Source organism: Enterobacter sp. Crenshaw, assembly GCF_024734705.1.
Lineage (GTDB): Bacteria > Pseudomonadota > Gammaproteobacteria > Enterobacterales > Enterobacteriaceae > Enterobacter > Enterobacter asburiae_B.
Genome location: NZ_CP102932.1, coordinates 2,983,163 through 3,001,977, shown reverse-complemented (window position 1 = coordinate 3,001,977; position 18,815 = coordinate 2,983,163). Strand labels below are relative to the sequence as shown.

The window sequence follows — 18,815 nt, the reverse complement described above, 5'->3', positions numbered from 1 at the left end:
TTATTTGATTAAAATGCGCTCAGGAAGATATTTTTTAAATTTGTTCATTGAGTGCTGAATGCTGTCTTTCGAAATGGTGAAAAGAACATCATCCTCAGTTTCTTTTTGACGAACAGCACCGAAACGCTCATGGAATCTGATGACAGAATGATTACCTTTACGTACGTCGAAGTGGGCACTGGTAAACCCTAATTTCAAAGCGTAGTGATAGACAAGAAGTGCCGACTCAATTGCAAAGTGTGGAGGTGCATCCTCATGAATGACCCATGATCCCCAGCAGAAAGAATCTTGCTGCTGATCATAAATTCTTACCGTTCCAAAAGGTATATCTTCAAGGTCGGTAATGATGAAGTAGGCTTGACCCTCGCTTTTCAGATAACCTTCGATCCATTTTTCTTGAGCTTTAATATCATCAGAGGTGGTGCTTATAAATCGCCCCTTTTTCTCATTCGTTCTCAGCGCGACAATGAAAGCTGCATCATCGGTTTTTACATTTCTAAGTTTAACAGAGCGACCCACGATAAGATCTGTCTGGTGAATTACTGGAATAGACATAGCAGTTCCTTTTGGCGTAGACATAATGAATGCATTCAAATTTTGTAGAAACGTTTGTACCAGTCTACAAAGTTCTTCACCCCATCTTTAACCGAGGTTTGCGGTTTAAATCCGATCACCTCATAAAGTGCCTGGGTATCGGCACTGGTTTCCAGAACATCGCCTGGCTGGAGAGGCAGCATGTTTTTCTCGGCTTTTTTACCCAGCGCGTCTTCCAGCGCGGTAATGTAATCCATCAGTTCTACTGGCGAGCTGTTACCGATGTTGTAGACCCGGTAAGGCGCTGAACTGGTTGCCGGGGAGCCGGTCTCAACGGTCCAGTTTGTGTCTGACTGAGGAATAACATCCTGCAGACGAATAATTGCTTCAGCGATGTCATCAATGTACGTGAAGTCGCGCTTCATTTTACCGTAGTTATAGACATCGATGCTTTTGCCCTCAATGATCGACTTAGTAAACTTAAATAGCGCCATGTCCGGACGTCCCCACGGACCATATACGGTGAAGAAGCGCAGGCCGGTGGTCGGCAAGTTGTATAGATGCGAATAGGTGTGCGACATCAGCTCATTGGCTTTTTTGGTCGCGGCATAGAGTGAGACCGGGTGATCCACGGAATCGTCAGTGGAGAAGGGCATCTTGCGGTTGAGGCCATATACGGAGCTGGATGAGGCATAAAGCAGATGCTGAACGTTATTATGACGGCAGCCTTCCAGCACGTTGAGATGGCCGATAAGGTTGGCATCTGCATAGGCGTGCGGATTTTCCAATGAGTAGCGCACACCCGCCTGCGCGGCCAGATGAATCACACGATCAAACTTTTCACTTGCGAAAAGCGTGGCCATACCTACCCGGTCAGCTAATTCCAGCTTGTGGAAGGTGAAACTCTCAGATTTTAACAGTTCCAGGCGCGCCAGCTTCAGGTTGACATCGTAGTATTCATTGAGGTTATCGATACCAACAACCTGATGACCGGCCTCAAGGAGGCGTTTACTGACATTCGCACCGATAAAACCTGCAGCGCCCGTGACTAAAAATTTCATAGCTTCCCTCATAAACCCTATTCTATAGATGCCGTAACGCATCACATGGCGTCTATGATAGCGCGAAGGATGCAAGTTACATAACCCATCTTTCCGATATTACTCATCGGATTCTTATAGAAAAATCGCCAGTAATGGATAAACTATACAAACAAAATTATGTTTGCCCTTTTTTATCAGTTAGGGATTGTATGACGCAAAACAACAATAGCCAGGTCAGCCGAAGTAATGACCAGGAGCAAATTGATTTACTTGATTTAGTGCTGCAACTGTGGCGTGGAAAATGGGTGATAGCAACCTTTGTTGTCGTTTGTATCGCCCTTGCAATTGGATATCTCTCTGTTGCAAAGGAAAAATGGACCTCAAGTGCGATTATTACGCAACCAGATGCGGCCCAGATTGCCAGCTACTCTAATGCATTGAATATCCTTTATGGTACTGCGGCACCAACAATGCTTGACAACCAAACGCGCGCTATTGGCCGTTTTAACGCCTCAATCTCGGCGTTGTCGCAGGCGCTTGAGAACCAGAAGGAGCCTGAAAAACTGACTATAGCGCCGACTGTAACTGGGCAGCCGCTCCCGCTGAGTGTTTCCTATACCAGTACATCAGCAGAAGCTGCTCAGAAACAGCTGGCACAGTATATTCAGCAGGTTGATGAGCAAACGGCGAAAGAACTGGCAGTTGACCTTAAGGACAACATCAAACAGCAGATCAAGACTCTGAATGATTCTCTACAAAACCAGGAGAAGGTCGCTCAGGAGCAAAAAGATCTGCGTATCAAACAGATTGCTGAGGCACTGAAGAACGCTGAAGCGGCGAAAATTACCTCGCCTCAGTTGCAGCAAACCCAGGAAGTGACTCAGGAAACGATGTTCCTGCTGGGAAGTGAGGGGCTGAAATCAATGATTGACAACGAAGCTTCTCTCCCTTTGGTCTTCCCAAGAGCATATTATCAGACCAAACGAAATCTGCTGGACATCCAGAATCTCAATGTAAACCCGGATACAATCCACGTTTACCGTTACGTCATGAAGCCGGAACTCCCTGTGCGACGTGACAGCCCGAAAAAAGTGATTGTTCTGATTCTTGCCGTGCTGCTGGGCGGAATGATTGGTTCTGGGGTGGTGCTTGGCCGCAACGCATTGCGCAACTACAAACCAAAAGTCTGATTTGCAGATTAAAAAAACCGGGGATTTTCCCCGGTTTTTTATTTGTGACGTTTGCGAAGATTCTCAATCACCGCCGTCAAATCCAGCTCCTGATCCTGCAGCAGCACCAGCAGGTGATACATCAAATCAGACGCTTCATTCGTCAGCTCCTCGCGGTCATGCACCGTCGCCGCCAGCGCCGTCTCAACGCCTTCTTCTCCCACCTTCTGTGCGATGCGCTTGGTTCCGCTGGCGTACAGTTTCGCGGTATAGGAACTCTCGGGATCCGCCGTTTTACGCTCTGCCAGCAGCTGTTCCAGTTGATACAGGAACAACCACTGGTGGCTCGCCTCGCCAAAGCAGCTGCTGGTGCCCTTATGGCAGGTTGGGCCGATTGGGTTTGCCAGCACCAGCAGGGTGTCGTTATCGCAGTCAGGCGTTATGCTCACTGCATTCAGGAAATGACCCGAGGTCTCGCCTTTGGTCCACAGGCGCTGTTTCGTACGCGAGTAGAAGGTCACTTTGCCGCTGTCGATTGTTTTCGCCAGCGCGTCCTGGTTCATATACCCCAGCATCAACACTTCGCCTGAGACGGCATGCTGGACAACCACCGGCAGTAACCCGTCCGTTTTTTCCCAGTCCAGCTGCGCCTGTTGTTGCTCTGTTAACATACCCTGATCTCCACGCCCTGGTCGGCCAGGTACGTTTTTAACTCACCAATATTAATAATCTGTTTGTGGAATACGGACGCGGCCAGCGCGCCGTCCACGTTGGCGTCGCGGAAGGCTTCGAGAAAGTGTTCCATGGTGCCCGCGCCGCCGGAGGCGATCAGCGGAACGTGGCAGACCGCACGGACTTTTTTCAGCTGCTCGAGGTCATACCCGTTACGCACGCCGTCCTGGTTCATCATGTTGAGGACAATTTCGCCCGCGCCACGCTTCTGCACTTCCTGCACCCAGTCGAGCGTTTCCCACTGCGTCACGCGCGTGCGGCTTTCATCTCCGGTGTACTGGTTCACGTGGTACTTACCCGTTGCGGCGTCATACCAGGTGTCGATCCCAACCACAATACACTGCACGCCAAAACGATCGGCGAGGCGGGTGATCAGCTCCGGGTCGGCCAGGGCAGGGGAGTTAATCGAAATCTTGTCGGCGCCAAACGAGAGAATTTTGGCCGCGTCGTCAGCGGACTTAATCCCACCCGCCACGCAGAACGGAATGTCGATCACTTCCGCCACGCGTGCCACCCAGCTTTTATCGACCACGCGGCCATCGCTGGAGGCGGTGATGTCGTAAAAGACCAGCTCGTCGGCGCCTTCATCGGCATAGCGTTTTGCCAGCGGGACGATGTCTCCAATGATCTCGTGGTTGCGGAACTGCACGCCTTTCACGACCTGACCATCGCGTACGTCCAGGCAGGGGATTATCCGTTTTGCCAGCATTGAATCGCCTCCGTCACAGTAAATTTACCTTCCAGCAGGGCCCGACCCACAATCACACCCTTCACACCGGTACCGCGCAGCGCGGCCACGTCACCGATATCACCGATACCGCCCGAAGACTGGAACGCCACCTGCGGATAACGCGCACAGACCTCTTCATACAGCGAGACGTTAGAGCCCGCCAGCGTTCCGTCGCGGGAGATGTCCGTGCACAACACGTGCTTCAGACCAACGGGAAGATAGATATCGACCAATTCTTCCAGCGTCACACCGGAGTTTTCCTGCCAGCCGCTAACGGCCACCTGCTTATTCCCCTGTTCGTCAATACGCACGTCCAGCGCCAGCACCAGGGCATCGGCACCAAAGCGGCGGAACCAGCCTTTCACGGTCTCAGGATCTTTCACGGCGGTTGAGCCCACCACCACGCGGGCCACGCCAGCGTCCAGCAGCGCCGCGACGTCATCTTCCGTACGCACGCCGCCGCCGACCTGGACGGGCACATCAACGCCCGCAACAAGTTGTTTTAGCAGCGGGATCTGGCGTTTCGCCGGATCTTTCGCGCCCGTCAAATCCACCAGGTGCAGTACCTGCGCACCCTGGGCGGCATAATCCTGCAGACGCGGCAGCGGGTCGTTTCCGTAGTCGCGCTGCTGGCCGTAATCGCCCTGATGCAGACGGACAACCGTACCGTCAATTAAATCTAACGCGGGAATAATCATCACATCTCCAGGAAGTTTTTCAGCAGCTGCGCGCCAGCGGCGCCAGAGCGCTCAGGGTGAAACTGCACGCCGAAGAAATTATCTTTCTGTACGGCCGCCGTAAACGCCTCGCCGTAGGTGCACTGGGCGATCGTATTCACGTTCACCGGCATGGCGTAGCTGTGCACGAAGTAAAAATACGCGCCGTCTTCGATGCCGCGAAACAGCCGGTCGCCCGCTTTGGCGTAGACGCGGTTCCAGCCCATATGCGGCAGAGGCAGGCCGCGATCGGTCATTTTCGGCACGTCTTCATCAATAATGCCCAGCAGGTCAACGCCGTTGCTCTCTTCGCTGCGGCGGCCCAGGATCTGCATGCCCAGACAAATGCCCAGCACCGGCTGGGTACAGGCTTTGATCAGGTCGACCAGCTCTCGTTCGCGAATCTGATCCATCGCCGCCTGCGCGGTGCCCACGCCCGGTAAAAAGAGTTTGTCGGCGCGCAGCACCACGTCCGGGTCGCGGCTTACCACCGGCTCATAGCCGTGGCGCGCAATCGCCGATTTGACGGAGTTCAGGTTGGCGCATCCGGTATCCAGAATGACCACGTTCATTACAGCACTCCTTTCGATGAAGGCAGGGCGTCACCTTCCACGCGAATTGCCTGGCGCAGGGTACGGCCAAAGGCTTTAAAGAGACTCTCCACGCGGTGGTGGTCGTTCTTGCCCTTGGTCTTCAGGTGCAGCGTCAGGCCCATGGTGTAGGACAAGGAGCGGAAGAAGTGCTCCACCATTTCGGTGCTCAGATCGCCCACGCGCTGGTAGGTGAAATCAGCTTTGTATTCCAGGTGCGGACGGCCGGAGATGTCCATCGCGCAGCGCGCCAGACACTCGTCCATCGGCAGGACAAAGCCGAAACGGTTAATGCCGCGCTTGTCGCCGAGCGCCAGCTTCAGAGCTTCACCCAGCGCCAGGCCGGTATCTTCCACGGTGTGGTGATCGTCTATGTAGAGATCGCCTTTTACCGTAATTTCCATGCGGAAACCGCCGTGGGTGGCAATCTGGTCCAGCATGTGATCGAAGAAACCGACGCCGGTGTGGATCTTGCTGCCGCCTTCACGGTCCAGCCAGACCTTCACATCAATCTGCGTCTCTTTGGTGTTGCGCTCTACGTGGGAATAGCGGTCGCGTTTTGTCAGCTGCTCGCCAATTTTCGCCCAGTTCAGGTTGTTGCGGTCGTAGCGCAGCCCCGCGATGCCCATATTTTCCGCCAGCGTGATATCGGTGATGCGATCGCCGATGACATAGCTGTTGGTTTTATCCAGCGCATCTTCAGCCAGGTAGCGTTCTACCAGCTTCACCTTTGGCTTACGGCAGTCGCACTCGTCGGCCGGCAGGTGCGGGCAAATCAGCACTTCATCAAATACCACGCCCTGAGAGGTCAGCACCTGCATCATCAGATTATGCGGGCCGTCAAAGTCCGCCTGCGGGAAGCTGTCGGTACCCAGACCATCCTGGTTGGTGATCATCACCAGCTTAAAGCCTGCTTTTTGCAGCTTGAGCAGCACCGGGATCACGTCCGGTTCAAAAGCCAGCTTGTCGAATCGGTCGACCTGAAAATCGGCTGGTGGCTCCGAAATAAGGGTGCCGTCACGATCGATGAAAAGGATCTTCTGGGTCATACTTTCTCCGCTTTCAGGGCGTCAATTACGCGCTGGCTCTCTGCACGGGTGCCTACGGTAATGCGCAGGCACCCACTCAGAGAAGGTTGTTTATTCTGGTCTCGTAAGATAATGCCCTGATCCCATAAAGATTTAAATACGGCACTCGATGCGGTGAAGCGCGCCAGGATGTAGTTAGTTTCCGAGTCGAATACCTGCTCCACGCAAGGGATATCCTTCAGGGCGGTCACCAGATACTGACGTTCCTCCAGGATTTGCGCCACGCGCTCGCGCATCGCGTTGATCCCCTGAGGCGTCAGCGCCTGTGCCGCAATATCGGCAACCGGCGTTGAGAGCGGGTACGGGGCGATCACTTTCAGCAGCAGGTCGATGACCTCTTTATTTGCCAGGGTGAATCCGCAGCGCAGACCCGCAAGGGCAAAGGCTTTCGACAGCGTACGCAGCACCACCAGGTGCGGATACTCTTCCAGCCAGCCTGCCAGCGTCGCCTGTGGGCAGAACTCGATGTAGGCTTCGTCGGCAACCACCAGCGCTTTACCGCGCGTCATTTCCAGCAAAGTGCGGATATCCTGCGGGTTGATAATCTGTCCGGTCGGGTTGTTCGGGCTACAGACGAACACCACTTTTACACCATCGAGATTGTCGGCGATGCCCTGCAAATCCAGCTGCCAGTTCTCCAGCGCCTGCACGTTGCGGCACGCTACGCCGAAGGTTTCCGCGCTGACGCTGTACATGCCGTAGGTAGGCTGGCAGTACATCACCGCGTCTTTGCCAGGCTCGCAGAAGGCGCGGATCAGCAGTTCAATGCCCTCATCCGCGCCGCGGCTGACCAGCACCTGCTCTGGCTTCACGCCCGCGTACTGCGCGTAGTTTTCAATAACGGCCTTTGGCTGACACTCCGGATAGCGGTTCAGCGTTTGCTGCGACAGTTCAAACTGCACCGCCGTCGGGAATTCGTTGGCGTTCAGCCAGACATCCCCTTTACCGCCCAGACGACGCGCCGACTGGTAAGGCGTCAGGCGACGGACATTTTCGCGGGCTAACTCTTCAATGTTCATGCTTGCTCCTTCAGGGCTGCAACGCGCAGCGTAACGGCATTTTTGTGGGCGGTCAGCCGCTCGGCGGCAGCCAGGGTTTCAATAGTAGACGCCAGTGACGCAAACCCTTCGCGGGAGAGCTCCTGCACGGTCATGCGTTTCTGGAAATCCGCCAGGCCCAGGCTCGAACAGGTTGAGGTGTAGCCATACGTGGGCAGCACGTGGTTGGTGCCGGAGGCGTAATCGCCCGCGGACTCCGGTGACCAGTCGCCGAGGAACACCGAGCCCGCGCTGGTAATGCTGTCAACCAGATCGCGCGCGTTGCGGGTCTGAATGATCAGGTGCTCCGGGCCGTACTGGTTGGAGATGGTAATACACTGGTCCAGGTCGCGCGCCACAATCAGGCGGCTGGCCGCTAGCGCCTGACGTGCCGTGTCGGCGCGGGGCAGGTCGGCAAGCTGGCGCTCAACGGCTTCGCCCACGCGTTTCGCCATATCAGCATCCGGCGTCAGCAGAATGACCTGCGAGTCCGGGCCGTGTTCCGCCTGAGAAAGCAGGTCGGAGGCCACGAAGTCCGGCGTTGCGCCGCTGTCGGCAATCACCAGCACCTCAGACGGGCCGGCAGGCATATCGATGGCCGCGCCGTCCAGACGCTGGCTGACCTGGCGCTTGGCTTCGGTCACGTACGCATTGCCCGGGCCAAAAATTTTGTCGACCTTCGGAATGGATTCCGTGCCGAACGCCAGGGCCGAAATCGCCTGCGCGCCGCCCACGTTATAGACCGCCTGCACGCCGCAGAGCTTCGCCGCATAGAGGATCTCGTCGGCAATCGGTGGCGGTGAGCAAAGCACCACTTTCTGACACCCGGCAATGCGCGCGGGTGTCGCCAGCATCAGTACGGTGGAGAAAAGCGGGGCAGAGCCGCCAGGGATATAGAGGCCAACGGATGCAACCGGGCGCGTGACCTGCTGACAACGCACGCCGGGCAGGGTTTCGACATCCACGGTCTGCAGCTTTTGCGCGGTGTGGAAGGTATCAATGTTTTTCACCGCGACGGCCATCGCCTGCTTGATGTCGTCACCCAGACGATTGCTGGCATCAATGATTTCCTGCTCGGTAACCTGTAATGCACCGACTTCCGTCTTGTCAAACTTCGCGCTGTATTCACGCAGCGCGTCATCGCCACGGGCTTTGACGTTATCCAGGATCTCCGCCACGGTACGTGAGATGCTCTCAGAGGCGGAAATCGCCGGGCGCATCAGCAGCTCGCGCTGCTGTGCGTCGCTACAGGTGTTCCAGTCGATGATTGTGTTAAAGCTCATGGCCATTACTCCATCATCTTCTCAATAGGCAGCACCAGGATGGAGCTTGCGCCCAGCGCCTTCAGTTTTTCCATGGTTTCCCAGAACAGGGTTTCGCTGCTCACCATGTGCATCGCCACGCGCTGCTGATCGCCCGCCAGCGGCAGGATGGTTGGGCGCTCAGCGCCCGGCAGGAGGGCAATTACTTCATCCAGACGCTCGGTTGGGGCGTGCATCATGATGTATTTGGACTCACGCGCCTGAATCACGCCCTGAATGCGGGTCAGCAGCTTGTCGATCAGCTGCTGCTTGGCGTCGGCCATGTCGCCGTCGCGCTGAATCAGGCACGCTTTAGAGCGGTAGATCACTTCCACTTCGCGCAGACCGTTGGCTTCCAGCGTCGCGCCGGTAGAGACGAGATCGCAGATGGCGTCCGCCAAACCCGCACGCGGCGCCACTTCAACAGAGCCGTTCAGCAGGCAGGATTTAAACTGCACGCCTTTCTGGTCGAGATAACGCTTTAACAGGTGAGGGTAAGAGGTGGCGATACGTTTGCCGTTCAGCGCGGCCGGGCCGTCCCACGCTTCGTCAACCGGCGTAGCCAGCGACAGGCGGCAGCCGCCGAAGTCCAGACGACGCAGGGTAAAGTAACGCGGATCTTCGCCCTGAGCGCGGCGTGTCAGCAGCTCTTCTTCCAGCACGTTTTCCCCGATAATGCCGAGGTCAACGACGCCATCCATGACCAGGCCGGGAATATCGTCATCACGCACGCGCAGAATGTCGATGGGCATGTTTTCAGCCAGAGCAATCAGGCGCTGGGTGTGCAGGTTAATTTTAATCCCGCAGCGGGCCAGCAGTTCGCGTGAGTCATCGCTCAAACGGCCTGATTTTTGAATAGCTATGCGTAAGCGTGAGTTATCTAACATTCTTTATTCCTCGTTAACCTGTTTTAACCTGTTTTAACCTGTTTTAACCTGTCTGAATTTGGTCCAAAAAAAAGCCCCCGGAAGAAGATCTTCCGGGGGCTTTTTCATGCGTTCATGCACCACTGGAAGATCCAAACGTCTTCCAGCACACATCGCCTGAAAGACTAGTCAGGATGATGGTGATGATGGTGGTGTTTAAATTGAACGCGTGTCATATAAATTCTCGATGAATGCTTATTCATTTGATGTCTTTTAACCTAAACCAGTTGTACGACATATTGCAAGGGCTTTTTTTGATCATTAATTCATTTCATATTGATGCTATGAATTGTGTGTTCTGCCGGGCTGGCGTAGCCTTATAAAAGACGAGTGAGAGTCAGGAGAATTCGCATGAAAAAGGTCGCGATTGTCGGTTTAGGATGGCTGGGAATGCCGCTGGCGATGTCATTAGCCGCGAAAGGCTGGCAGGTGACCGGGAGCAAAACCACGGCGGATGGGGTAGAGGCAGCGCGCATGTGCGGTATTGATGGCGTTGAGCTGCGCCTTGAACCGGAGCTGGTGTGTGATGCTGACGATCTGGACACGCTGATGAACGTCGATGCGCTGGTGATCACGCTCCCCGCACGGCGCAGTGGCCCGGGCGAGTCGTTTTATCTGCAGGCGATGCAGGAGATCGTCGACAGCGCGCTGGCGCACCATGTTCCGCGCATCATTTTTACCAGCTCGACGTCGGTGTATGGCGAAGTTGAGGGCGTGGTGAAAGAGAGTTCCGAGCGCCGTCCCGTGACGGCGAGCGGTCAGGTTCTGAAAGAGCTGGAAGACTGGCTGCATAATCTTCCCGGCACGCAGGTCGATATTGTCCGTCTGGCGGGGCTGGTGGGCCCTGGCCGTCATCCGGGACGCTTTTTTGCCGGTAAGTCTGCGCCAGACGGCCAGCATGTCGTCAATCTTGTTCATCTTGACGATGTTGTTGCTGCGATTGAGCTACTCTTACAGGCTCCGAAAGGTGGACACATCTATAATATATGTGCACCTTCTCATCCGGCACGCAGCACGTTTTACCCGCTGATGGCACGTCAGCTGGGCCTGGCTCCGCCGGTTTTTGGTGAGGCAAAGGATGACAGCAAAGGCAAAATTGTTGATGGCAATCGCATTTGTCATGAGCTGGGGTTTGAGTATCAGTATCCCGATCCGCTGGTGATGCCCATGGAATAAGACCCGCAGCGGAGACGATCGCGCACCAGAAGGGGGCGAGCATGAAACCGCTGCTGGATGTTCTTATTATTCTGGATGCTCTGGAAAAAGAGGGGAGCTTTGCCGCTGCGTCAGCAAAGCTCTACAAAACCCCATCTGCGTTGAGCTATACCGTTCAAAAACTGGAAAGCGATCTCAATATCCAGATCCTCGATCGCACCGGGCACCGCGCACGTTTCACCCGTACCGGACAGATGCTGCTGGAAAAAGGCCGTGAAGTTCTCCATACCGTTCGTGAACTCGAAAAACAGGCCGTAAAACTTCATCAGGGTTGGGAAAACGAGCTGGTTATTGGCGTGGATGATACTTTTCCGTTTTCTCTCCTGACGCCGCTGATTGAAGCCTTCTATCAACACCACAGCGTGACCCGGCTTATCTTTATCAACGGCGTGCTGGGTGGCTCCTGGGATGCCTTAACGCAGGGCAGGGCGGATATCTTTGTCGGTGCACTCCATGAGCCTCCCCAGCTGAGTGATTTTGGTTTTGCCCGGCTGGGCGTGCTGGAGCAGGTATTTGCCGTGGCGCCCCATCACCCGCTGGCTCAGGAACCCGAGCCGCTTAACCGTCGCGTGATTAAAGGCTATCGCGCCATCGTGGTCGGGGACAGCTCTCGTCCGGAATGCTCGGTCTCCTCGCAGCTGCTTGATGAGCAGGAGGCCATTACCGTTTTCGACTTTAAAACCAAGCTGGAACTGCAAATAAGCGGCCTGGGCTGCGGCTATTTACCGCGCTATCTGGCGCAGCGGTTTATTGACAGCGGCGCGCTTGTTGAAAAACAGGTACTTGCTCAAAGCAGTAATGAATCGGTGTGGGTAGGCTGGAATGAACAAACTGCCGGGCTTGCAAGCGCCTGGTGGCGAGACGAGATTTTAGCAAATAGTGCTATCGCCGCCGTTTACTCTCGGCCCGACGTCCAGAAATCAGCCAGTTAGTAAAAAGAAAATTGTCCCATGCTTTGCAAAGTATTGCCTTTTGTATCCGATGTGGGGCAAAATGCGGCCGCTGCAACCAAATGAATAATCGACGATATAAAAGGCGTCGGTTATTTTTTTTTGCATGTACGAAACGAAACTAAAAACCAAGAGGCCGGGCTTCGTACCGGATAGATATTTACTAAAATCCGACAGTTGTTGTCGCTGAGGAAGAAAGAAATGGGGCAATTTTTCGCTTACGTGGCGGTTATCACCGTAAAGGAGAATAACTATGTCGCATAACGCAACTCCAAACACCTCTCGCGTGGAATTACGTAAAACGCTTACGTTGATTCCGGTTGTTATGATGGGCCTTGCCTATATGCAACCGATGACGCTGTTCGATACATTCGGTATCGTATCAGGCCTCACAGACGGTCATGTGCCGACGGCTTATGGCTTCGCGCTGATTGCGATCCTCTTTACCGCGCTGAGCTACGGTAAACTGGTGCGTCGCTATCCGTCTGCTGGTTCCGCCTACACCTATGCCCAGAAATCCATCAGCCCGACAGTTGGCTTTATGGTGGGCTGGTCTTCGCTGCTCGACTACCTGTTCGCGCCGATGATCAACATTCTGCTGGCAAAAATTTATTTTGAAGCGCTGGTGCCGTCGATTCCATCCTGGATGTTCGTCGTGGCGCTGGTGGCCTTTATGACCGCCTTTAACCTGCGCAGCATTAAGTCCGTTGCCAACTTTAACTCCGTTATCGTTGTGCTTCAGGTTGTCCTGATTGCCGTTATTCTTGGCATGGTGATTTACGGTGTGTTCCACGGCGAAGGCGCCGGCACTCTGGCGAGCAGCAAGCCGTTCTGGTCTGGTGATGCCCATGTGATCCCGATGATTACCGGGGCAACCATTCTGTGCTTCTCCTTTACCGGTTTTGACGGCATCAGCAACCTGTCTGAAGAAACGAAAGATGCAGAGCGCGTGATCCCTCGTGCCATCTTCCTGACGGCGCTAATTGGCGGTCTGATCTTTATTTTCTCGACCTATTTCCTGCAGCTGTACTTCCCGGATATCTCTCGCTTTAAGGATCCGGATGCATCTCAGCCGGAAATCATGCTCTATGTGGCGGGTAAAGCGTTCCAGGTTGGCGCGCTGATCTTCTCCACCATTACCGTACTGGCGTCCGGTATGGCCGCGCATGCAGGCGTTGCGCGTCTGATGTACGTGATGGGCCGCGATGGCGTATTCCCGAAAAGCTTCTTCGGCTACGTTCATCCAACCTGGCGTACCCCGGCGATGAACATCATTCTGGTCGGTGCCATTGCGCTTCTGGCGATTAACTTTGACCTGGTGATGGCAACGGCGCTGATTAACTTCGGTGCGCTGGTGGCGTTCACCTTTGTTAACCTGTCGGTTATCTCTCAGTTCTGGATCCGTGAAAAGCGTAACAAGACGCTGAAAGATCACTTCCAGTATCTGTTCCTGCCGATGTGCGGTGCCCTGACCGTGGGCGCGCTGTGGGTTAACCTGGAAGAGAGCTCTATGGTGCTTGGCCTGATTTGGGCGGGTATCGGCCTGATTTACCTGGCCTGCGTCACGAAGAGCTTCCGTAACCCGGTTCCTCAGTACGAAGACGTCGCGTAATGACTCGCCGGGTGGCGCTTGCCCGGCCTACAAAACGACACACCCGTTGGCCTGTGCCAGCGGGCAAAAAAAAGCCGGAGACATCGCCTCCGGCTTTTTTTATACCGCTCGCTCAGACAATCTCTTGCGCGTACTGGAACAGGGATTTCAACAGCGCCTGTTTCTCAGCATTCCCCTCATACTGGCCATAAAGCATTTCCAGCTCCTGGGCATAGCTATTAAGGAACTCAGGGGTAAAGACATTGCGACGATGCTGCAGCCAGCGATCCTGCTCTGCCTCGTCCAGCGTGCCGGGGAAATTACGTGCGCGGTAGTTAAACATCAGCTTTTCGATGCGTTTATCGGCGAAAGTAATATCCAGCGCCGGTAAGTTACGCGGCTCGGTTTGCAGAACGATATTCATCGCCGCGCGGTCGGCATCGCTGAAGAAGCCGTTGTAGAGCTGGGCATCCACGTTTTCAGACGGCACGAACGGCTCCGCCTCGGCAAAGATAGCAACTACTTTCTCGCGCACCTGCGGGTTATCGCGCAGCACTTTCAGGTTATCGAGGCAGCGCTGACGGTTAATGCCCAGTCTGTCCGCATCTTCCGGGCGCAGCGTATTCGCCTGCGCCAGTACCGGACATTTATTGATATGCACCAGTTTGACCGGCACCGCAGGCAGATCGCCGAGTTCATTTTTCGGGGTATAAAGCCGTTCGCGAAGGCTATCGCTGTCGAGCTCGAGCAGCGGCGAAATATCGCCGGCTAAATCCACCATGATGACCGCATTACGATTGTCCGGATGCCAGGCCAGCGGGGCGACCCAGCTGGTATTCCCGCGCCAGGCGCCAAACATGCCGGAGATATGCACCAGGGGTTTCATCTGCGGTACGTCAATAAGGGTCATGAGCTTCTGTTTGCTGCGGTGGCTCAGCAGATACTCAAACAGTCGGGGCTGCGCGTTTTTCACCAGCTTCGCCATGGCAATGGTGGCATAGACGTCCGCCATCGCGTCGTGGGCATTGCTGTGCTCGATGCCGTTGGCGCGCGTCAGGTGTTCCAGCCGGAAGCTGGTCAGCCCTTCCTCGTTTTCCGGCCAGTTAATGCCCTCAGGACGCAGGGCATAACAGGCGCGCATGATGTCGAGCAAATCCCAGCGTGAATTGCGGTTCTGCCAGCTCCAGGCATAGGGATCGTAGAAGTTGCGATAGAAGATGTTGCGAGTTACTTCGTCATCGAAGCGGATGTTGTTGTAACCGACCACGCAGGTATTGGGGACGGTAAACAGATCGTGGATGCGTCGGGCGAATTCTGCCTCGTTAACGCCTTTCTCGCGCGCTTCCTGAGGCGTGATCCCGGTGACCATGACCGCCCCGGGCTGCGGCAGGTAGTCATCAGCCGGTTTGCAGTAAAAGACCTCAGGCTCGCCAATAATGTTGAATTCGTCGTCGGTACGGATGGCGGCAAACTGCGCCGGTCGGTCCAGCGCCGGGTGCGTGCCAAAGGTTTCGTAGTCATGAAATAAAAAAGTCGGGCGAGCGGCAGAGTCAGACACCAGTAATACCATCCTGTTAAAAAATGACGTCACTATGGTAAACGATCGTGCGGTTCAGACCGAATAAAAAGCACCGCCGTCGAGCAAATTTGCGCGCCAGCTTCAGAGAAAAATCTGTGCTCTGTCACATTTTTTTGCAATTAAGCCAGGTAACGACATCAGAACTCCCGTAAAAAGGTCATCGATTTTTAATGACCTGAGGATATACCGTTGAAACGCCGTCTGTTTATTGCTGTTTCTTTACTCGCTTCGAGTGTCTCATCTGCTTTTGCGGCCGAACCACTGGATTTTTCGCCGCAGCCTCCGGCCATTCAGGCTGGCTCCTGGGTGCTGATGGACTACACGACTGGTCAGATCTTAACGGCGGGCAACGAACATCAACAACGTAATCCGGCGAGCCTGACCAAGCTGATGACGGGGTATGTGGTCGATCGGGCCATTGATAGCCATCGCATTACGCCGGACGACATTGTCACCGTCGGGCGTGACGCGTGGGCAAAAGGCAACCCGGTTTTTGACGGCTCATCGCTGATGTTCCTGAAAGAGGGCGATCGCGTCTCCGTGCGTGATTTAAGCCGCGGTCTGATTGTCGATTCCGGCAACGACGCCTGCGTGGCGCTGGCCGATCACGTGGCGGGCGGTCAGCCGCAGTTTGTGAAGATGATGAACGAGTACGTGCAGAAGCTGAACCTGCGCGATACGCACTTTGAAACCGTCCACGGGCTGGACGCGCCGGGCCAGCACAGCTCGGCCTATGACCTGGCCGTACTCTCCCGGGCCATCATTCACGGCGAGCCTGAGTTTTATCATATGTACAGCGAAAAGAGCCTGACCTGGAACGGGATCACCCAGCAAAACCGTAACGGCCTGCTGTGGGATAAAACCATGAACGTGGACGGGCTTAAAACGGGGCATACCTCGGGAGCGGGCTTTAACCTGATTGCGTCCGCCGTTGACGGGCAGCGCCGTTTAATCGCGGTGGTGATGGGGGCGGACAGCCCGAAAGGCCGTGAGGACCAGGCCCGGAAACTGCTGCACTGGGGGCAGCAGAACTTCGATACGGTGCAAATCCTGCATAGCGGTAAAAAAGTGGGGACAGAGCGTATCTGGTACGGCGATAAGGAGCAGGTGAAACTGGGCACCGACCAGGACTTCTGGCTGGCCTTGCCGAAAGCGGAAGTGCCGAACATCAAAGCCAAATACGTGCTGGATAAAAAAGAGCTGGAAGCGCCGATTGCTGCGCATCAGCGGGTCGGGGAGATCCAGCTCTATGACCGTGACAAGGTGGTGGCGCACTGGCCGCTGGTGACGCTGGAAGCCGTTGATAAGGGCGGACTGTTCTCTCGCATGAGCGATTATCTCCACCACACGCTTTAACCGCTGATGGGCAGACTGGCAGGGTTGCGAGTCTGCTCACATAATAAACACTCCTCGTTTGCCGATAATAGTAATCCAGCTTTATAGTGTATAAATATACAGTAATAAATGGAGGCAGCATGGACTACAGCATCAAGCAGCAACAGAAACGTAAGATTGCCGGTTTTCATTTGGTCGGACCGTGGGAACAAACGGTAAAACAGGGCTTTGAACAGCTGGTGATGTGGGTGGACGGGCGCCACATTGAGCCGCTGGAGTGGGTTGCGGTCTACTACGATAACCCCGATGAGGTCCCGGCAGAAAAACTGCGCTGCGATACGGCCGTTACGGTGCCGGACGATTTCGTTATCCCGGAAAACAGCGAAGGCGTCATGATGACGGAAATCGCGGGCGGTGATTATGCCGTGGCGTCGGCGCGCGTGGAAAACTACGACTTCGCCACGCCGTGGTATCAGTTCTTCAACTCTCTGCTGCAGGACAATAAGTACCAGATGGCGCTTAAACCCTGCTTCGAACGCTATCTCAATGACGGCAATGCAGACGGCTACTGGGATATCGAAATGTATATCGCGGTAGAGCATAAAACGGCTTAGGCCTGCTAAATGAAGGGTTTTTCAGCCGGGAGCGATCCGCCCGGCTGAAAACACAGTACAATTGTGATTTGCCGTGTAGCTGGAGAGCGGGTGTGCGTCCCGACAAATCATTAACCCCTTTTGAAATTCGGTTGTACAAACATTACCGCGTGGTGCACGGGTGCCGCATCGCGCTGGCGTTCGTATTGACGTTTGTACTGGTCCGTTTGCTTGATGTTCCGGAAGGGACGTGGCCGCTGATCACCCTGGTGGTGGTGATGGGGCCCATCTCGTTTTGGGGGAACGTTGTTCCGCGCGCCTTTGAGCGAATTGGCGGGACGGTTTTAGGCTCGGCCCTTGGGCTTATTGCCCTGAAGCTGGAACTCATCTCATTTCCCGTGATGCTGGCATGGTGCGGGGCCGCCATGTTCCTGTGCGGCTGGCTGGCGTTGGGCAAAAGACCGTATCAGGCCTTGCTGATTGGGATTACTCTCGCGGTGGTTGTCGGTGCGCCCGCCGGGGATATGACCACCGCGCTGTGGCGAAGCGGAGATGTCATCCTGGGATCACTGCTGGCCATGCTCTTCACCGGCATCTGGCCGCAGCGCGCTTTTCTGCACTGGCGTATTCAGATGGCGAACTACGTCACCGCCTTTAACCGCGTCTATCAGGCCGGTTTTTCCCCGAATCTGGTCGAACGTCCCCGGCTGGAAAAGCATCTGCAAACAATCCTCAACGACGTGGTCAAAATGCGCGGCCTGATCGCGCCCGCCAGCAAAGAAACCCATATTCAGAAATCGATTTTTGAAGCCATCCAGACGGTAAGCCGCAATCTGGTCTGCATGCTTGAACTGCAAATCAACGCCCACTGGGCCTCGCGTCCCAGCCATCTGTTGATGCTTAACGCGCAGACTCTCAAAGAGACCCAGCAGATGACGCAGCAAACGCTGTTGACCATTGCCCATGCGCTCTATGAAGGGAACCCGCAGCCGATACTGGCCAACAGTGAGCGGCTGAATGAGATCGTCGCGGAGCTGAAGCAGTTAATCAATGAACGCCAGAGCGATAACGTGGCGGAAACGCCTATTCATGGCTACGTCTGGCTGAGCATGGAACTGGCGCGTCAGCTTGAGCTGTTATCGCACCTTATTTGCCGGGCGCTGCGCAAATAAAAGGCGTATGTGACGGCTGCTGCTTCGATTCAGCAGCAATTGGGGTTATGATAGCTTTAAACGATATACTCATTGTCATTCGCAGCCGCTGTCAGTAAGGTTATTGTTACAACGGTTGCCTTAACGAATCCGAATCTCACATTATCAGGGGTGTAAAAATGGAAACTACCAAGCCTTCGTTCCAGGATGTTCTGGAATTCGTCCGCCTGTTCCGCCGCAAAAACAAGCTGCAGCGTGAAATCCAGGACGTTGAGAAGAAGATCCGTGACAACCAGAAACGTGTTCTGCTCCTCGACAACCTGAGCGACTACATCAAGCCAGGTATGAGCGTTGAAGCTATTCAGGGCATCATCGCCAGCATGAAGAGCGACTATGAAGACCGCGTTGATGACTACATCATCAAAAACGCTGAGCTGTCCAAAGAGCGTCGCGACATCTCTAAAAAGCTGAAAGTGATGGGCGAAATCAAAAACGGCGAAGCAAAAAGCGAGTAATCGCAGCGAATAGTGAAAAA

21 protein-coding genes and 1 other annotated feature are annotated in these 18,815 nt (G+C 54.8%); of the genes, 9 read left to right on the top strand and 12 right to left on the bottom strand.

The window, feature by feature from the left end:
- Positions 1-555, bottom strand: coding sequence for a GNAT family N-acetyltransferase (locus NWV12_RS14405; RefSeq protein ID WP_048980194.1), 555 nt, complete (start codon positions 553-555; stop codon positions 1-3).
- 35 nt (positions 556-590) lie between these two features.
- The gene (locus tag NWV12_RS14400; protein WP_048980196.1) at positions 591-1,595 is read right to left on the bottom strand and encodes an NAD-dependent epimerase; all 1,005 of its coding nucleotides are present in this window, start codon (positions 1,593-1,595) and stop codon (positions 591-593) included.
- Between the two features lie 191 nt (positions 1,596-1,786).
- Between NWV12_RS14400 and wzzB the strand changes: the two genes are divergently transcribed.
- Positions 1,787-2,767, top strand: a complete 981-nt coding sequence (wzzB, locus tag NWV12_RS14395; protein ID WP_048980197.1) for an LPS O-antigen chain length determinant protein WzzB — start codon at positions 1,787-1,789, stop codon at positions 2,765-2,767.
- Positions 2,768-2,805: 38 nt separating this feature from the next.
- Here the strand turns inward: wzzB and hisIE are convergent, their stop codons facing one another.
- The 9 genes from hisIE to hisL form a co-directional block, all read right to left on the bottom strand.
- On the bottom strand, positions 2,806-3,417 hold the full coding sequence (gene hisIE / locus NWV12_RS14390; RefSeq protein ID WP_039263829.1) for a bifunctional phosphoribosyl-AMP cyclohydrolase/phosphoribosyl-ATP diphosphatase HisIE: 612 nt from the start codon (positions 3,415-3,417) through the stop codon (positions 2,806-2,808).
- Complete coding sequence (gene hisF, locus NWV12_RS14385; RefSeq protein WP_023330862.1) at positions 3,411-4,187, bottom strand: imidazole glycerol phosphate synthase subunit HisF; 777 nt, start codon at positions 4,185-4,187, stop codon at positions 3,411-3,413. The genes hisIE and hisF overlap by 7 nt, the downstream gene beginning before the upstream one ends.
- On the bottom strand, positions 4,169-4,906 hold the full coding sequence (hisA, locus tag NWV12_RS14380; RefSeq protein WP_033145952.1) for a 1-(5-phosphoribosyl)-5-[(5-phosphoribosylamino)methylideneamino]imidazole-4-carboxamide isomerase: 738 nt from the start codon (positions 4,904-4,906) through the stop codon (positions 4,169-4,171). Before hisA ends, hisF begins: the two co-directional genes overlap by 19 nt.
- Positions 4,906-5,496, bottom strand: a complete 591-nt coding sequence (gene hisH / locus NWV12_RS14375; protein WP_032636077.1) for an imidazole glycerol phosphate synthase subunit HisH — start codon at positions 5,494-5,496, stop codon at positions 4,906-4,908. Before hisH ends, hisA begins: the two co-directional genes overlap by 1 nt.
- Complete coding sequence (gene hisB / locus NWV12_RS14370) at positions 5,496-6,563, bottom strand: bifunctional histidinol-phosphatase/imidazoleglycerol-phosphate dehydratase HisB (RefSeq protein WP_048980201.1); 1,068 nt, start codon at positions 6,561-6,563, stop codon at positions 5,496-5,498. Before hisB ends, hisH begins: the two co-directional genes overlap by 1 nt.
- Positions 6,560-7,621, bottom strand: coding sequence for a histidinol-phosphate transaminase (gene hisC / locus NWV12_RS14365; protein WP_047061156.1), 1,062 nt, complete (start codon positions 7,619-7,621; stop codon positions 6,560-6,562). The genes hisB and hisC overlap by 4 nt, the downstream gene beginning before the upstream one ends.
- Positions 7,618-8,922, bottom strand: a complete 1,305-nt coding sequence (gene hisD / locus NWV12_RS14360) for a histidinol dehydrogenase (protein WP_048980212.1) — start codon at positions 8,920-8,922, stop codon at positions 7,618-7,620. Before hisD ends, hisC begins: the two co-directional genes overlap by 4 nt.
- A gap of 5 nt (positions 8,923-8,927) precedes the next feature.
- A complete protein-coding gene (gene hisG / locus NWV12_RS14355; RefSeq protein WP_028018500.1) occupies positions 8,928-9,827 on the bottom strand; it encodes an ATP phosphoribosyltransferase in 900 nt (299 codons plus the stop codon).
- 65 nt (positions 9,828-9,892) lie between these two features.
- Positions 9,893-10,016, bottom strand: a sequence feature (His leader region).
- Positions 9,992-10,042, bottom strand: coding sequence for a his operon leader peptide (gene hisL / locus NWV12_RS14350; RefSeq protein WP_001364200.1), 51 nt, complete (start codon positions 10,040-10,042; stop codon positions 9,992-9,994). (Overlaps the previous feature by 25 nt.)
- Positions 10,043-10,217: 175 nt before the next feature.
- Here hisL and NWV12_RS14345 point away from each other — a divergent pair, with 175 nt between their 5' ends.
- From NWV12_RS14345 to plaP, 4 genes are all read left to right on the top strand, one after another.
- Positions 10,218-11,042 (top strand): SDR family oxidoreductase, encoded by an 825-nt coding sequence (locus NWV12_RS14345; protein WP_024908072.1) that lies wholly within the window; start codon positions 10,218-10,220, stop codon positions 11,040-11,042.
- A gap of 41 nt (positions 11,043-11,083) precedes the next feature.
- A complete protein-coding gene (locus NWV12_RS14340) occupies positions 11,084-12,013 on the top strand; it encodes a LysR substrate-binding domain-containing protein (protein WP_048980202.1) in 930 nt (309 codons plus the stop codon).
- A gap of 219 nt (positions 12,014-12,232) precedes the next feature.
- Positions 12,233-12,295 (top strand): membrane protein YoeI, encoded by a 63-nt coding sequence (gene yoeI, locus NWV12_RS14335; protein ID WP_099458931.1) that lies wholly within the window; start codon positions 12,233-12,235, stop codon positions 12,293-12,295.
- On the top strand, positions 12,285-13,643 hold the full coding sequence (gene plaP / locus NWV12_RS14330) for a putrescine/proton symporter PlaP (RefSeq protein ID WP_023312362.1): 1,359 nt from the start codon (positions 12,285-12,287) through the stop codon (positions 13,641-13,643). The genes yoeI and plaP overlap by 11 nt, the downstream gene beginning before the upstream one ends.
- 112 nt (positions 13,644-13,755) lie before the next feature.
- On the opposite strand, the gene sbcB is transcribed toward plaP, so the two are convergent.
- Complete coding sequence (gene sbcB / locus NWV12_RS14325; protein WP_375379103.1) at positions 13,756-15,192, bottom strand: exodeoxyribonuclease I; 1,437 nt, start codon at positions 15,190-15,192, stop codon at positions 13,756-13,758.
- Between the two features lie 198 nt (positions 15,193-15,390).
- Between sbcB and dacD the strand changes: the two genes are divergently transcribed.
- From dacD to NWV12_RS14305, 4 genes are all read left to right on the top strand, one after another.
- Positions 15,391-16,557, top strand: a complete 1,167-nt coding sequence (gene dacD / locus NWV12_RS14320; RefSeq protein WP_047061153.1) for a serine-type D-Ala-D-Ala carboxypeptidase DacD — start codon at positions 15,391-15,393, stop codon at positions 16,555-16,557.
- Positions 16,558-16,676: 119 nt separating this feature from the next.
- Positions 16,677-17,150, top strand: coding sequence for a DNA gyrase inhibitor SbmC (gene sbmC / locus NWV12_RS14315; protein WP_048980206.1), 474 nt, complete (start codon positions 16,677-16,679; stop codon positions 17,148-17,150).
- Positions 17,151-17,242: 92 nt separating this feature from the next.
- Positions 17,243-18,301 carry an FUSC family protein gene (locus tag NWV12_RS14310; RefSeq protein WP_048980207.1) on the top strand — a complete coding sequence of 353 codons (1,059 nt, stop codon included), beginning with the start codon at positions 17,243-17,245 and terminating at the stop codon, positions 18,299-18,301.
- A gap of 158 nt (positions 18,302-18,459) precedes the next feature.
- Complete coding sequence (locus NWV12_RS14305; protein ID WP_008499467.1) at positions 18,460-18,795, top strand: DUF496 family protein; 336 nt, start codon at positions 18,460-18,462, stop codon at positions 18,793-18,795.
- Positions 18,796-18,815 lie beyond the last annotated feature (20 nt).

Excerpts from the sequence above, each read along its gene's own strand:
- hisIE (WP_039263829.1), bottom strand. The coding sequence starts at position 3,417 with ATGTTAACAGAGCAACAACAGGCGCAGCTGGACTGGGAAAAAACGGAC.
- hisG (WP_028018500.1), bottom strand. The coding sequence starts at position 9,827 with ATGTTAGATAACTCACGCTTACGCATAGCTATTCAAAAATCAGGCCGT.
- NWV12_RS14340 (WP_048980202.1), top strand. The coding sequence starts at position 11,084 with ATGAAACCGCTGCTGGATGTTCTTATTATTCTGGATGCTCTGGAAAAA.
- hisC (WP_047061156.1), bottom strand. The coding sequence starts at position 7,621 with ATGAACATTGAAGAGTTAGCCCGCGAAAATGTCCGTCGCCTGACGCCT.
- hisH (WP_032636077.1), bottom strand. The coding sequence starts at position 5,496 with ATGAACGTGGTCATTCTGGATACCGGATGCGCCAACCTGAACTCCGTC.
- hisA (WP_033145952.1), bottom strand. The coding sequence starts at position 4,906 with ATGATTATTCCCGCGTTAGATTTAATTGACGGTACGGTTGTCCGTCTG.
- sbmC (WP_048980206.1), top strand. The coding sequence starts at position 16,677 with ATGGACTACAGCATCAAGCAGCAACAGAAACGTAAGATTGCCGGTTTT.
- NWV12_RS14305 (WP_008499467.1), top strand. The coding sequence starts at position 18,460 with ATGGAAACTACCAAGCCTTCGTTCCAGGATGTTCTGGAATTCGTCCGC.
- NWV12_RS14400 (WP_048980196.1), bottom strand. The coding sequence starts at position 1,595 with ATGAAATTTTTAGTCACGGGCGCTGCAGGTTTTATCGGTGCGAATGTC.
- wzzB (WP_048980197.1), top strand. The coding sequence starts at position 1,787 with ATGACGCAAAACAACAATAGCCAGGTCAGCCGAAGTAATGACCAGGAG.
- hisF (WP_023330862.1), bottom strand. The coding sequence starts at position 4,187 with ATGCTGGCAAAACGGATAATCCCCTGCCTGGACGTACGCGATGGTCAG.
- hisD (WP_048980212.1), bottom strand. The coding sequence starts at position 8,922 with ATGAGCTTTAACACAATCATCGACTGGAACACCTGTAGCGACGCACAG.
- plaP (WP_023312362.1), top strand. The coding sequence starts at position 12,285 with ATGTCGCATAACGCAACTCCAAACACCTCTCGCGTGGAATTACGTAAA.
- sbcB (WP_375379103.1), bottom strand. The coding sequence starts at position 15,192 with ATGGTATTACTGGTGTCTGACTCTGCCGCTCGCCCGACTTTTTTATTT.
- hisB (WP_048980201.1), bottom strand. The coding sequence starts at position 6,563 with ATGACCCAGAAGATCCTTTTCATCGATCGTGACGGCACCCTTATTTCG.
- NWV12_RS14405 (WP_048980194.1), bottom strand. The coding sequence starts at position 555 with ATGTCTATTCCAGTAATTCACCAGACAGATCTTATCGTGGGTCGCTCT.
- NWV12_RS14345 (WP_024908072.1), top strand. The coding sequence starts at position 10,218 with ATGAAAAAGGTCGCGATTGTCGGTTTAGGATGGCTGGGAATGCCGCTG.